The 13,771-nt window shown below is 74.6% G+C and carries 10 protein-coding genes and 1 pseudogene; 3 read left to right on the top strand and 8 right to left on the bottom strand.

Translation table 11 applies throughout. The annotated features are described in order from the left end of the window. Positions 1 to 114: 114 nt before the first annotated feature. Positions 115 to 1,872 (bottom strand): DNA repair protein RecN, encoded by a 1,758-nt coding sequence (gene recN, locus AB0B55_RS15970; RefSeq protein ID WP_357120853.1) that lies wholly within the window; start codon positions 1,870 to 1,872, stop codon positions 115 to 117. 102 nt (positions 1,873 to 1,974) lie between these two features. Between recN and AB0B55_RS15965 the strand changes: the two genes are divergently transcribed. Continuing rightward, positions 1,975 to 2,994 carry a helix-turn-helix domain-containing protein gene (locus AB0B55_RS15965; protein WP_357120850.1) on the top strand — a complete coding sequence of 340 codons (1,020 nt, stop codon included), beginning with the start codon at positions 1,975 to 1,977 and terminating at the stop codon, positions 2,992 to 2,994. A gap of 54 nt (positions 2,995 to 3,048) precedes the next feature. Here AB0B55_RS15965 and AB0B55_RS15960 read toward each other — a convergent pair whose 3' ends face one another. The 5 genes from AB0B55_RS15960 to AB0B55_RS15940 form a co-directional block, all read right to left on the bottom strand. Further along, entirely contained in the window at positions 3,049 to 6,768 is a 3,720-nt protein-coding gene (locus AB0B55_RS15960) for a S8 family peptidase (protein ID WP_357172040.1), read from the bottom strand. A 158-nt stretch (positions 6,769 to 6,926) separates the two neighbouring features. Beyond that, complete coding sequence (locus AB0B55_RS15955) at positions 6,927 to 7,811, bottom strand: NAD kinase (protein ID WP_357120844.1); 885 nt, start codon at positions 7,809 to 7,811, stop codon at positions 6,927 to 6,929. 88 nt (positions 7,812 to 7,899) lie between these two features. After that, positions 7,900 to 8,754 carry a TlyA family RNA methyltransferase gene (locus AB0B55_RS15950; RefSeq protein ID WP_357120841.1) on the bottom strand — a complete coding sequence of 285 codons (855 nt, stop codon included), beginning with the start codon at positions 8,752 to 8,754 and terminating at the stop codon, positions 7,900 to 7,902. A gap of 37 nt (positions 8,755 to 8,791) precedes the next feature. Continuing rightward, positions 8,792 to 9,073, bottom strand: a complete 282-nt coding sequence (locus AB0B55_RS15945) for a hypothetical protein (protein WP_357120838.1) — start codon at positions 9,071 to 9,073, stop codon at positions 8,792 to 8,794. After that, positions 9,070 to 9,789, bottom strand: coding sequence for a hypothetical protein (locus AB0B55_RS15940; RefSeq protein WP_357172039.1), 720 nt, complete (start codon positions 9,787 to 9,789; stop codon positions 9,070 to 9,072). Before AB0B55_RS15940 ends, AB0B55_RS15945 begins: the two co-directional genes overlap by 4 nt. A gap of 111 nt (positions 9,790 to 9,900) precedes the next feature. On the opposite strand from AB0B55_RS15940, the gene AB0B55_RS15935 reads away from it, so the two are divergent. Further along, a complete protein-coding gene (locus AB0B55_RS15935) occupies positions 9,901 to 10,239 on the top strand; it encodes an SCP2 sterol-binding domain-containing protein (protein WP_355050207.1) in 339 nt (112 codons plus the stop codon). A gap of 119 nt (positions 10,240 to 10,358) precedes the next feature. On the opposite strand, the gene AB0B55_RS15930 is transcribed toward AB0B55_RS15935, so the two are convergent. Both AB0B55_RS15930 and AB0B55_RS15925 read right to left on the bottom strand, forming a co-directional pair. Then, positions 10,359 to 11,384: an HAD-IIA family hydrolase gene (locus tag AB0B55_RS15930; protein WP_357120831.1), complete on the bottom strand. Its 1,026-nt coding sequence runs from the start codon at positions 11,382 to 11,384 to the stop codon at positions 10,359 to 10,361. Beyond that, on the bottom strand, positions 11,381 to 12,379 hold the full coding sequence (locus AB0B55_RS15925) for a hypothetical protein (protein WP_357120828.1): 999 nt from the start codon (positions 12,377 to 12,379) through the stop codon (positions 11,381 to 11,383). The genes AB0B55_RS15930 and AB0B55_RS15925 overlap by 4 nt, the downstream gene beginning before the upstream one ends. Before the next feature lie 147 nt (positions 12,380 to 12,526). Between AB0B55_RS15925 and AB0B55_RS15920 the strand changes: the two are divergent. Beyond that, a pseudogene (locus AB0B55_RS15920) lies at positions 12,527 to 13,771 on the top strand (hypothetical protein); the annotation flags it as partial.

Below are 13,771 nucleotides of genomic sequence, written 5' to 3'. Positions count from 1 at the left end.
CCATCCTGGCATGTGAGGCAGGCTTTTCTGTCGCGACATGCCTGAGCAGGGCCGCCTACCCAGGGAAGCACACGCCGACGCGAGCCGGTGTGCTTGCGCCCACAATACGCGGCGTCACAACCGCCTTTCCTTCGCCGCGACGGCCAGAAGCTCCTCGGCGTGGGCGATACCCAGATCCGAATCGGGCAAACCGGCCAGCATGCGGGCCAGTTCCCGGGCGCGTTCGGTGTCCTCCACGACCCGTACACCGCTGGTCGTCACCGCGCCGCCGGTGTCCTTCGCGACCACGAGATGCCGGTCGGCGAACGCGGCCACCTGCGGCAGGTGTGTGACGACCAACACCTGGTGACTGCGGGCCAGCCGGGCCAGCCGCCGGCCGATCTCCACCGCGGCCTGACCGCCGACACCCGCGTCGACCTCGTCGAAGACGAGCGTGGGCGGCCCGCCGGAGCCGGCGAAGACCACCTCGATGGCGAGCATCACCCGGGACAGCTCACCGCCGGAGGCGCCGCGCTGCAACGGCAACGACGGCGCGCCCGGGTGGGCCAACAGCCGCAACTCCACCTCGTCGCCGCCGTCGGCCGCGACACCCACCTCGACGCCGTTGACCGTCAACGACGGCTCGGCCCGGCCCGCCGGTCGGGGCAGCACCGCCACCTCGATCCGCGCGTGCGGCATCGCCAGACCGGCCAACTCGACGGTGACCTGGTCGGCGAAGCGGACCGCCGCCTCCTGCCGGGACACCGACACCCGGGCAGCCAGGTCGGCCACCTCCGCGGCCAGCCGCTGCCCCTCCCGGTCCAGCTCGTCGAGCAGGTCGTCGGAGGTGTCCAGGTCGGACAGTCGGGTGCGGGCCCGCTCGGCCCACGCGACGACCCCGTCGACGTCGTCGGCGTACTTGCGGGTCAACGCGCGCAACGCGGCCCGCCGCTCGTAGACGTGCTGCAACCGGGCCGGGTCGGCATCCAGCGTCGCCAGGTACGCCGACAGCTCCGCCGACACGTCGGTGACCAGGGTGGCCGCCTCCTCCAGGCGGGCCGCCAGCTCGCCCAGCGCGGGATCGGTGCCGGCCTGCGCCTCCAGAGTGCGCCGGGCCGTGCCGAGCAGCGCCGCCGCGTCCGGCGTCTCGTCGGCCGCGTCCGCGCCGCCCGCCACGCACTGCTGGGCCAGCTGCGCGGCCGTCCGCAGACCCTCGGCGTGCTCCAGCCGCTGCGCCTCGGTCTTCAGCTCGTCGTCCTCGCCGGGCTGCGGGTCGACGCGGGTGATCTCGTCGAGGCCGAGCCGCAACAGGTCGGCCTCCTGGCTGCGCTCGCGGGCGTTGCGCCGCCGGTCGGCCAGGTCGTCGACGATCCGCCGCCAACCGGTGTACGCCTCGCGCAGCGCGTCGAGCAGCTTCTCGTGCGCCGGCCCGGCGAACCGGTCCAGCGCGGCCCGCTGCTCGGCCGGACGCAGCAGGCGCAGCTGGTCGGACTGACCGTGCACGGCCACCGCCTGCTCGCCGACCTCGCCGAGCATCGACACGGGCATGCTCCGGCCACCCAGGTGGGCCCGCGAGCGGCCCTCCACGGTCACCGTACGACTCAGCAGCAGCGAGCCGTCCTCGTCGGGCTCGCCACCGGCGTCGCCGATCCGGGCGTGCACCGTGTCGGCGACGCGACCGGTGAGGCGCAGCCGCCCCTCGACCACGGCCCGGCCCGGCTGGGCACGCACCCGCCCGGCGTCGGCCCGGCCGCCGAAGAGCAGGCCGAGGCCGGTGACCACCATCGTCTTGCCGGCACCGGTCTCGCCGGTGATGACGTTCATGCCGCCGGTCAACGGCAGTGTGGTGTCCTCGATGACGCCGAGTCCGGTGATGCGCAGCTCTTCCAGCACAGCACCCGACAGTAGACGCGTGGGCCGACAGTTGACCAGCCGACGGGCCCCACGACCGGGCCGCGCTGCGGCCGTGACCTCGCCGACGTACAGTCTTGCCCCGTGTTGGACGTGATCGGCCTGACCCCCGCCGAGGAGGAGCTGTACCGCTGCCTGCTCCAGCTCACCACGGCTCGCGTCGACGAGCTGGCCGGCCGGCTGGGACGGCCCCGGGCGCAGGTCGTCGAGCAGATCGAGGCGTTACGGGCCAAGGGTCTCGTGCAGCCCACCGAGAACGACCCGGACGGCCCGCTGCGCCCGACCGCGCCGGACGTCGCCCTCGGCGCCACGTTGCTGCGCCGCCAGGAGGACCTGGAGGCCGCCCGCCGCCGGGTCACCCAACTGGCCGAGGAGTACCGCGCCGGCCTGCGCCGCCATCACGTCGACCACCTGGTCGAGGTGATCCGTGGCGGACGGACGCTCCGCGACCGACTGCGTGACCTGCAGAACTCGGCCCGCGAGGAGGTGCTGTGGTTCTGCCGCGCCAACCCCCTCGCGATGGCCGGCCCGGAGAACGTCGAGGAGTTCGACGCCCTCGCCCGTGGGGTGAGCTACCGCGCCATCTACGAGCGGGACCTGCTGCTGGAACCGGGCGCGCTGGCCGACCTGGCCAAGGGGGTCGCCGCCGGTGAGCAGGCCCGGGTGCTGGACCGCCTGCCGGTCCGACTGGCCATCGTGGACGGGCGCACCGCCATCTGCCCGCTGGTGCCCGACCGGTACGGCGGCGAGCCGAGCGCCGCGGTGATCGGTCGCAGTCAACTGCTCGACGCGCTGCTCGCCCTCTTCGAGAGTCACTGGCGGGTCGCCACCCGGCTGCGGCTCGACGATCCGCTGTCCGGCGCGACGTCCGAGCACCGCCGCGACACCGGCGACGACCGTCCGGCCGACGGCTACCGGCCCGACGCCGACGAGGCGCGACTGCTGTCGCTGTTCGTGGCCGGCGTACCGGACAAGTCCATCGCCTCCCAACTCGGGGTGAGTCGCCGGACGGTGCAGCGCCGCCTCGCCGACCTGATGGACGCCGCCGGTGTCGACACCCGTCCCGGGCTGGCGTTCCAGGTCGCCCGGCGCGGCTGGCTCTGACGACGCGGCCGGGCCCACCATCGACACGACGGTGGGCCCGGCCGGGTTCGGCGATCAGCGCAGCCCGTACGCCCGCAGCACCGTCTGGTCGACGGTGTTACCGGCCCGGTCGGCGGCGTGCACCCGCAGCGACACCGTTCCGCGTCCGGCCGGCACCGTCGCCGTGTAGCGGACACCCGACCCGTGGGTCGGTACGGACCGCCAGGTGACGCCCTCGTCGAAGGAGACCTGCACGCTCACGCCGGCGCCCTTCGGAGCGGCCACTCCGGCGGGCTGGCGCAGGCTCAGCCCCACCTGGTGCGGGCGGTTGCCGGGCACGGTGCCGGACAGGTCGGCCGGCACCCGGTAGTCCACCTGCAGCAGCGACAGCGGCGTCGCCGCCGCACCCGCCGGGCGGGCCGAGGTGAACTGCCACGCCGTGTCCGTCCGGGTGCCGTAACGCCACCCGTCCGAGGCCCGCCGCGTCGTCACGTCGAGGCGGTAACGGGCCGCCGCGGCCGTGGTCGGCACCGGCGTCCAGCCGTCGGACAGGTCGGCGATCTGCCGCCCGTCCCGGCTGAGGCGGGCCTCGACGCTGTCCGACTCCTCGCTGTTGCCCGCCACGCTGTAGTGCCCGTCGGCGTCGACGAACTCGGGCACCCGCACGTCGAGGACGTCGCCCTTGCGCGTCGGCACCGGCGCGCCGGTCGCCGGCACGGCCGGACGGACCACCGGAGCGTGCCAGGACTCGGTCTCGCGGTCGTCGGCGGCGTACCGCCGGGGCTCCTGGGTGAGCCCGCCGGTCAACTGCCCCCACTGCATGAACATCTGCTTGTGCAGCACCCGGTGCTGCCACCAGTTGTCGCCGGCGCTGACGAACTCCTGCCGGGTGGTCCCGTTGTGGACCAGGCGCTGGTCGTCGTTCCAGGCGTACTCCTGCCACGGACGCCAACCGAACCGCTCCTCGGTGGCCCAGCCCGCGCCGGTGTCGCCGTACCGCGCGGTCACCTCGGCGGTGTTTCCCGCGGTGACCGTGTGCACGATGCGCTCCGGCACCCGCCCCTTCGACACCTGCCACACGTCGTACAGGTAGGGGCTGTCCACGGTCAGCGTGAGGTCCAGCGTCGCGCGACCCCGACGCGCCGCCGCGATGAGTCGCTGCCCGTCGTCGTACGCCACGACCATCGCCGGGACACCGAGCCGCTCCCCCTCGGGACGCCAGACCGTCCACGCGCTCTGGTCCTCGGGGCGGACGATCAGGACCGCCGCCGCGCCGGCCGCCGCCGCCGCGGCCACCTGCTCCTCCTCGCTGCGGTTCTCATCGGTGGTGAGCAACGCCGCCGCGCCCCGCGCCCGGGTCAGCTCGGCGGGCGTGCCGGTGCCCGCCCAGACCAGCGGCAGCTTCCGTCGCCCGGTCGGCGCCGGGGACGAGCCCAGCAGGTTGATGTCCGACGGCGCGGACACACCGGTGACCGTGGCGTCCACCATGGGCGCGACGAGCTGCCAGCGGGAGGCGAACTCGAACTCACCCTGGCGCACCGGGCGGGTCGGCGTAACGTTGACCTGCTGGACGGTGCTGTACGCCATAACGCCGTGGTCGATCTGCCGGCCGTTGCCCAACACCCGGTGCACGTAGAAGCTGAGGGTGGCCCGCTGCTCGCTGGGCTTCGGCGTCTCGACGCGTACCGGCGTACCCGTGCGGGCGTCGAGCACGACCGTCAGGTCCCGGTCGACGTTCAGCTCGGGTTCGATGGCCTGGGTCAACTGCTCGTCCAGGGGAACGCCGTGCTCCACCAGCGCGGTCAGCAGATAGCTGCCCTCCTCGACCCGCAGGGTGCCCTCGCCCGGCCACCAGCCCCAGTAGTCCGATTCGGGCTGCTCACCGAAGAGGGTCAGGGCGGGCGAGAGGGTCAGCTGACCCTGCCGGCCCAGCACCTTGATCGTGACGTCGTGCTGCGGTCCGCTGACGGTGAGGCCCACCGGCGTGCGCACGGCGACGCCGTCCGCGCCGGTCGCCACGAGAGCGCCCCCGTGCGGGCCCCGGGCCAGCTTCGCCGGGTCCGCCCGCAGCGGCACGGCCACGCTGCCGCCCGCCGGCACGGTCACCTCGCCCGCGCCGACGGCGACGCCGTCGGTCTCGGCCGCGCCGCTGTCCAGGTTGCGCAGCTCCAGGGCCAGGCGCAGGGTCCGCGCGACGGAGGTGCCATTGGTGTACGTCACACTGCGCTCGGCCACCGGTCCGCCGGTGGTGACCCGGCCGAAGTCGGCGGTGGCCGACGCGTACACCCGTTGGGTGAGCGCCCGCGCCACGTCGACCCGACCACCGCCCTGCTCGAAGACGGTCAGCTCCGGGTTCGCCTTCGTGGTGCTGACCAGTGCGTCCTTGAGCGCGCCGGCCTTCCAGTCCGGGTGGTCCTGGGCGAGGATCGCCGCCGCGCCCGCCACGTGCGGGGTGGCCATGGACGTCCCGGACGCCGCCGTGTAGGCGTCGTCGACCGGCGTACCCATGGTGGTGCCGGCGGCCCGCGCGGCGACGATGCCCACGCCCGGCGCGGTGATCTCGGGCTTGATGCCGTTGTCGCCCACGCGCGGTCCCCGGCTGGAGAAGTCCGCCAGATTGTCGTCGCGGTCGACCGCGCCGACGGTGAGCGCCGCCGCGGCCGCGCCCGGCGCGTTGACGCTCCGCGCCTCGCCCGAGTTGCCGGCCGCGATCACGAACAGCGCGCCCGTCTCGGCGGTCAGGTCGTTCACCGCCTGGCTCATCGGGTCGGTGCCGTCGGTCGGACCGCCGCCGAGGCTCATGCTGACGACCTTCGCGCCGGAGTGGGCGGCCCACTCCATGCCGGCGATGATGGCCGAGTCGTAGCCGGCGCCGCCGTCGTCGAGCACCTTGCCGACCAGCAGCCGCGCGCCCGGGGCGACGCCCTTGCGCAGCCCCGCCGACGCCGCTCCGCTGCCCGCGATGGTGGCGGCGACGTGGGTGCCGTGGCCGTGGCCGTCACGGGCGCTGCCGCTGCCGGAGAAGTCCCGCTCCTCGGCGATCCGGCCGGCCAGGTCGGGGTGGGTGGCGTCGACACCGGTGTCGAGCACGGCCACCGTCACGCCGCTGCCGTCGCGGCCGGCCGCCCAGGCCGCCGGAGCGCCGATCTGCGGGACGCTGTGCTCCAACGTCGGGCGCACCCGACCGTCCAACCAGACGTGGGCGACGCCGCCGCCCAGCCGGGGCGCGGCGGTCGTGGTCCGGGTCGTCGGCGTGCCGGCGAGCGTGGTCCACAGGCCACCCAGGTCAGCCTTGTCGACCCGCAGCGCGGCCCCGTTGATGCTCGGCAGGGGCCGGGCGTCGGTGACGCCGCCGAGCGGCCGGACCCGGCCGGCGGACGGCTCCTGGTAGCGCACGATCAGCGGCAGCGCGCCCTGCGCGGCGTCGCCGTAGCCGTCGGCGGCCAACTCCTGCACGTCGAACAGGTTGGCGTCGAGGACACCGCTGGAGATGAAGGGAGCGACGTCGCTGGGCAGGACCCGCAGCCCGCCGTCGACCTCGAGGGTCTGGAAGATGATCCGCTCCCGCCCGGGTCCCGGGCGTACCGTGGCGGCGACCCGACCCGGCGCGGCCGGCGACAGTTCGACCTGGTCGCCGGTGATGAGGGTGATGCGGACGGGCGCGACGGCCGGGGCGGACGCGCCCCGGCTCGGGCCGGTGGGCCGGACGGGCGGCTCGGCGGAAGCCGGCGCGGCGAGGCCGACCACCAACGCGCCGACCGCGCCGGCGCTGAGCCAGCGGGGGGACCAGTGCATGCGATGCGCTCCTTCACTCCTTCGGGCCCGACATCCGTGGATGAGGACCGATGGGAGTCTGCGACGCAGCGCACAACCAGGTCACTAGCCTCTCGCCGCCGCAGCGGCGACATGTCGTCAGGTGGACAACCGCCGGACACCGACGGTGTGTGCCACCGTCACCGGCGGCTGCCCCGCCACCCGTGCACCGGCAGGCCGAACTTGGCGACCAGCCGGTCGGTGAACGGACGGGCACGCAGCCGCACGATGCGCACCGGCAGGGCTCCTCGACGCACCGTCACCCGGGCACCGGGCGGCAGGTCGTAGACCCGCCGGCCGTCGCAGGCGAGCACGGCGAGGGTCGTGAACGGGTCGACGGTGATGACGAACGTCGAGGTGGGGGCGGTGACCAGGGGCCGGCTGAACAACGCGTGCGCGCTGATCGGCACCAGCAGCAGGGCCTCCACCTCCGGCCAGACCACCGGACCGCCGCCGGAGAACGCGTACGCGGTGGAGCCGGTGGGGGTGGCGCAGACCACGCCGTCGCAGCCGTAGCGGGACAACGGGCGGCCGTCCACGTCGACGAGGAGTTCGAGCATCTGCGCCCGTTCGCCCTTCTCGACGCTGATCTCGTTGAGCGCCCACGACTCGATGGTCGGGCCACCGTCGAACTCGGCCGTGACGTCGAGCGTGAGCCGCTCGTGCACGGTGTAGTTGCGCTCGACGACGTCCCGGACCGCGTGGTCCAGATCGTTGATCTCCGCCTCGGCGAGGAAGCCCACCTTGCCGAGGTTGATGCCGAGCAGTGGCGCCTTCGCCGGGCGGGCCAACTCCGCCGCGCGCAGGAAGGTGCCGTCCCCGCCCAGCGCGAAGACGATCTCGGCGCCCTCGGCGGCCTCCGGACCGGTGACCGGAACCGTTCCGGGCAGGTCGAGGTCCTCGGCCTCCTCGGCGACCACCCGCACCTCGAAGCCCGCGGCGATGAGGTCGGCGGCGACCGACCGGGCGTGCTCGGTGCTGCGCCGACGACCGGTGTGGGTCACCAGCAGCGCCGTGCGGCTCATCGGACCGGCCGCCCGTCCGCGACCGCACGGCCCGACAGCCATGCCCCGGCACGCCCACGTGCCGTCGTGTGCCGCTCGCTGTACGCCTTCACCCCGCGACCTCCTCCGCCGCCACGCCCGGCACGTCGCCGGCCGTCGTCGTGCCGTCCGGCCCGGCGTCCACCACGGCCCGTACCCGCTGCGGGTCGGCCGCCGGCGCGCCCCGGCGCAACCATACGAAGAACTCGACGTTGCCGCTGGGCCCCGGCAGCGGGCTGGCCGCCACGTCCGCCAGGCCGAGGCCGAGCTGGGCCGCCGCCGCGGCCACGTCGAGCACCGCCTCGGCGCGCAACGCCGGGTCGCGGACCACGCCACCGGCCCCGACCCGTTCCTTGCCCACCTCGAACTGCGGCTTCACCATCAGGGCCAGGTCGCCGTCGTCGCGGGTGCAGCCGGCCAACGCGGGCAGCACCAGCCGCAACGAGATGAACGACAGGTCGGCCACCGTCAGGTCGACCGGCCCACCGATCGCGTCGGCGACGAGGGTACGGACGTTTGTGCGTTCCAGCACCCGGACGCGCTCGTCGGTCCGCAGGGACCAGGCGAGCTGCCCGTAGCCGACGTCCACGGCCACCACCTCGGCGGCGTCGGCGCGCAGCAGCACGTCGGTGAAGCCCCCGGTCGAGGCACCCGCGTCCAGGCAGCGCCGTCCGGCGACGCGCAGCCCGCCGAACGCGGCCAACGCACCGGCGAGCTTGTGCCCGCCCCGGGAGACGTACTCCTCGGTCGGGTCCTCGCCGGTGACCAACAGCGGGTCGGCGGGGTCGACCATCGCGGCGGCCTTGCGCGCGGTCACTCCGCGCAGGTGGACCCGGCCGGCCTCGACCAGCGCGGCGGCCTGCTCACGTGAGCGGGCCAGCCCGCGACGGACGAGTTCGGCGTCCAGCCGGTTGCGACGTGCCATGGGTGTTTCTCCGGTCTGTCGGGCGGAGTCGCCCTGGTCAGGTCTGATCGATCGTGGCGAGGGTCTCGCGTAGCGTCTCGTAGGCCGCCTCGTACTGGGCGATCTGGTCGGCCGGGGCGAGCGCCGCCGCGTTGTCCATGGCCCGCACGGCCGCCTCGACCGCCGGGTGGCTCGCGGCGTCGTCGGCACCGGTCGCCAGGTCGGGCGGCGGGCCGGGGCGGGCGCCGACTGGCGGACCCGGCCGGGCCGCGAACGGGCCGGCCGGCGGCGGGCCGGGCCGGAAGCCCCCGGGTGGGCCCGGACGAACGCCGTCGGTCACGACCCACCATCCGGGCGGCGCTTACGGACGGCCTTCTTCGCCGGCATGTCCGCCGGAGTCGGCGTGTCGTCCTGGTCGGCTGACTGATCGTCGCCGGTCCGGCTGATCGTCGCGGGAGGCTTGCGGGCAATGGCCTTCTTCGCGACGGCCTTCTTCGCGATCGCCTTCTTCGCGACGGGCGCGGCGGCCTGCTGGGCGACGGGCGCGGCGGCCTGCTGGGCGACGGGCGCGGCGGCCTGCTGGGCGACGGGCGCTCCGGCGGGGCCGTCGGACGGCACCAGGCCGTCGCCGGGCTGCGCCGCTCGGGTCGGATCGGGCTGCGCCGCTCGGGTCGGATCGGGCTGCGACGTGGACTTCGGCGCGGGCTCGGCGGCGGACGGACCGCTGGCCGTCGTCGCCGCGGGGGACTCGGTGGCCCGCGCCTCGCGCAGTTGCCGCTCCAGATCCCGTACCCGTCGGGTCAGCTCGGCCACCTCGTCGGCCGTCGCCAGACCGACCGCGCCGAGGGCCCGGTCGACCTCGAAGCGGACCAGCTTGGTCAACGACTCCCGGTTGGCGGCGCTGGTGCTGACCAACTCCTCGCCGAGCGCCTGCAGCTGGGCGGCGGTCGCCCCGCCCGTGCCGACGACACGACGCACCGCGTCCTGCGCCTTCTTCCGGGGCGCCTCCGCCAGGCCCAGGGCCAGTTCGAGGTAGGCGCGCCACGCGTCCTGCATGCCTTGGTCCTTCCATCGGGCGGGGTCTGCAGGTGTCACGCTACCGGGCACCCCGGACTGTCCCGTGCGGTACGGTGCCGGGGACGGCGTGGCGATCGGCGAGGGGGACATGTGGCCAGCGTGGACGAGTGCCGGCAGGCGTTGCAGGAGCTGGCCGCCCGGTTGGATCGCAACGCCGAGACGGTCCGTGAGCGTATCGACCTGGAGCGCACTCTGGCCTGCCGCATCACCGACCTGGACACGGCCTTTCACGGGCGGATCAGCGGTGGCCGGCTCGTCGAGCTGGCCGACGGCGACGACCCGAAGGCCAAGATCGCGCTGAGCACGTCCAGCGACGACCTGCTCGCCCTCGTCCGGGGCGATCTGGACGTCACCAAGGCGGTCACCTCCCGCCGGGTGTCGATCAAGGCCAACCCGTTCGACCTGATGAAGCTGCGCAAGCTCCTCTAGAGGTTCGCGCTCCCCCGGCCCGGGGTGGCGGTGGCTGGCCTCAGCCGTCAGCGCCGTCAGCCGGTTCTACGCCGCACGGACCGCCTGACGCGGCGGCTGGCCTCACGCGGTGGTCGGCCTCACGCGTCGGTGGGCAGCCCGAAGCTCTTCAGGGCGGCAGCCGCGTCCGGGCCCGCCGGGCGGATCGCCGGCGTCGTCGGGGCCGCCCAGGCCGCCGCGCACAGGGCGGCCAGCGCGTCCAGCGCCCGGCCGTTACCCGCCAGCTCCAGCGTCCCGTCGCGGTCCGTGACGGACCAGCCGCCGGCGTCCGTCGGGCCCGGGACCCGCACCGCCGCCGCCGGGTCGAAGAGCCCCGCCAGGTCCCGCGCGACGTACGTGGGCCGCCGTCGTGGCTCGGCCGCGAGCAGCTCGGGTACGTCACTGACACCGGTGAGGACGAGCAGACTGTCCAGCCCCGCGCGACGGGCGCCCTCGATGTCGGTGTCCAGCCGGTCTCCGACGACAAGTGCCTTTCCGCCGTCGCCGCGCCGGGCGGCGGTGTCGAACAGGGCCGACTCCGGCTTACCGACCACCAGGTCCGGATCCCGCTCCAACGCGGTCCGCAGCACCGCGACCAGTGACCCGTTGCCCGGCAGCGGGCCTCGGGCGCTGGGCAGCGTACGGTCGGTGTTGGTGGCGACCCAGATCGCGCCGGCCCGGACCGCGAGCGACGCCTCGGCCAACTCGGCCCAGCCGACCTGCGGGCCGTAGCCCTGCACCACCGCGGCCGGCTTCTCGTCGGCGCGAGCGACCGGGGTCAGTCCGACCGCCCGTAGCTCGGCGCGCAGCGCCTCCGCGCCGACCACCAGCACCCGAGCGCCGGCCGGGAGCCGGTCGCGGAGCAGCTCGGCCGCCGCCGCCGCGGAGGTGAGGACCTCCTCCGGCCGCGCCGGCACGCCCATCCCGGTCAGCAGGTCGGCGACGTCGCTGGAGCGACGTGAGGCGTTGTTGGTGGCGTACGCCACCGCCCGCCCCTCGGCGTGCAGTTGGGCCACCGCCTCGACGGCGCCGGGAATCGGCCGGTCGATCAGGTAGATCACACCGTCCAGGTCGAAGACGACCAGGCTGTACCCGTCGATCAGCCGCTTCCCGGCGTCCGCGTTCACCGCTGCGTCGACTCCGGCTCGTCGCCCCGGATGGGGGCGGTCTCGTCGCCGCTCACGACCCGGCCACCGTCGTCGGCGGGCGTGGTCAGAGCCGGGGAGGCGTTGTCCTTCTCCGGAGCGAGCAGGTCGTCGTCACCGTCGACGTCCTCGTCGTCACCGTCGACGTCCTCGACATCCACCCGGTCGGCGTCCGTCGCCAAGCGACCGGTGACGCCGTCCTCCTCGTCGTCGTCGAAGTCCTCGTCCTCGTCCTCGAAGTCCTCGTCGTCGTCGGGGTCCTCGTCCTCGAAGTCCTCGTCGTCGTCGGGGTCGTCCTCGTCGTCGTCACCTGCGGTCAGGTCCGTGTCCGGCTGAGCCGGTACGGCGCCCGGCGTGCCCGGTCCGGCGGCGATCTCCTCGGTCTCGTCCTCCTCGTCGCCCTCGATGACGACGCCGTCGAGTTCGAGCAGCCGCTCCGCGGCGTCGGTCTCGCCCTCGGTGTCCACGTCGGCGGCACGGGAGAACCACTCGCGAGCCTCCTCACGCCGGCCCACCGCGAGCAGCGCGTCGGCATACGCGTACCGCAGTCGCGCCGTCCACGGCGCTGCCGTCTCGCTGGTCAGGTCGGGCACCTGGAGCATGGCGACCGCGGCGTCCTTCTGGCCGAGATCACCCCGCGCCCCGGCGGCGACGATCAGCAGCTCGATCGCGACGGCCTGGTCCAGCTTCTCCTGGTCGGCGCCCCGGTACAGGTCGATCGCCCGCTCCGGCCGGCCGAGCGCGCGCTCGCAGTCGGCGAGCACGGCGAGGTGACTCTGCAAACCGGTCATCCGATGGTACGTCCGAAGCTCGGCGATCGCGGTCTGCCACTCCCCCGCGTGGTACGCGGCCAAGCCGACCGCCTCGCGGACAGCGGAGATCCGCGACGCCAGCCGCCGGGCGGCCAGCGCGTGGGCCAACGCCTCGGCCGGGTCCTCGTCGATCAGCTGACCGGTGGCGACCAGGTGTCGGGCCACGGTCTCGGCGACCGGCTTGTTCAGCGAGAGCAGCTCGGCACGGACATCCTTGTCGAGGTCGGTCGCGACGATGTCGTCCGGTAGGACCGGGGCCGCGCCGCGCCCACCCTCGGACGCCTCCGGGCCGGCCCCACGCTCGTCGCGGCGGTGGTCGTCCTCGCGACGCGGCCGGTCGTCGGCCCGGAAGCCGCCGTCACGGTCGCCACCGCGGTATCCACCCTCACGGGGAGCACCACCCTGCCGGCGGTCGCCACCTCGGAAACCGCCATCACGGTCGCCACCCCGGAAACCACCCTCGCGCGACGCGCCCGGACGCGGGGCGCCACGCTCACCGCCCCGGAAGCCACCGGAGTCACGGTCCCCGCCCCGGAAGCCACCCTCGCGGGGCGGACCGGAGCGACCACGGTCACCGCCACCCTGGTAGCCACCCTCACGACGGTCGCCACCACGGAAACCACCCTCGCGGTCACCGCTGCGGAAGCCACCTTCGCGCGGCCCGCCGGAGCGCGTCGCGTCGCGGAAACCACCCTCACGGCGCTCTCCACCACGGAAGCCGCCCTCGCGGTCGCCACCCCGGAAGCCACCTTCACGGCGGTCGCCACCACGGGAACCACCGTCGCGATCGCCGCCGCGGAAGCCACCCTCGCGGGGCGGACCGGAGCGACCACGGTCACCGCCGCCCTGGTAGCCACCCTCACGACGGTCCCCACCACGGAAACCGCCCTCGCGGTCACCACCGCGGAAGCCACCTTCACGGCGCTCTCCACCACGGAAGCCGCCCTCGCGATCGCCGCCGCGGAAGCCACCCTCACGGGACGGACCGGAGCGACCACGGTCACCGCCGCCCTGGTAGCCACCCTCGCGGTCGCCACCCCGGAAGCCACCTTCACGACGGTCGCCACCACGGAAACCACCGTCACGGTCACCGCCGCGGAAGCCACCCTCGCGGGGCGGACCGGAACGACCACGGTCACCGCCGCCCTGGTAGCCACCCTCACGACGGTCCCCACCACGGAAACCACCCTCGCGGCCGCCACCCTCGCGGTCACCACCGCGGAAGCCACCCTCACGGGACGGACCGGAACGACCACGGTCACCGCCACCCTGGTAGCCACCCTCACGACGGTCCCCACCACGGAAACCACCGTCACGGTCACCGCCGCGGAAGCCACCCTCGCGGGGCGGACCGGAACGACCACGGTCACCGCCACCCTGGTAGCCGCCCTCACGACGGTCGCCACCACGGAAACCACCCTCGCGGTCACCACCGCGGAAGCCACCTTCACGACGGTCACCGCCGCGGAAGCCACCCTCACGGGACGGACCGGAACGACCACGGTCACCGCCACCCTGGTAGCCACCCTCACGACGGTCCCCACCACGGAAACCACC

Source organism: Micromonospora sp. NPDC049107 (assembly GCF_040648595.1).
In the GTDB taxonomy this organism is placed as follows: Bacteria; Actinomycetota; Actinomycetes; order Mycobacteriales; family Micromonosporaceae; genus Micromonospora.
This window is presented reverse-complemented; position numbering and strand designations above follow the sequence as displayed.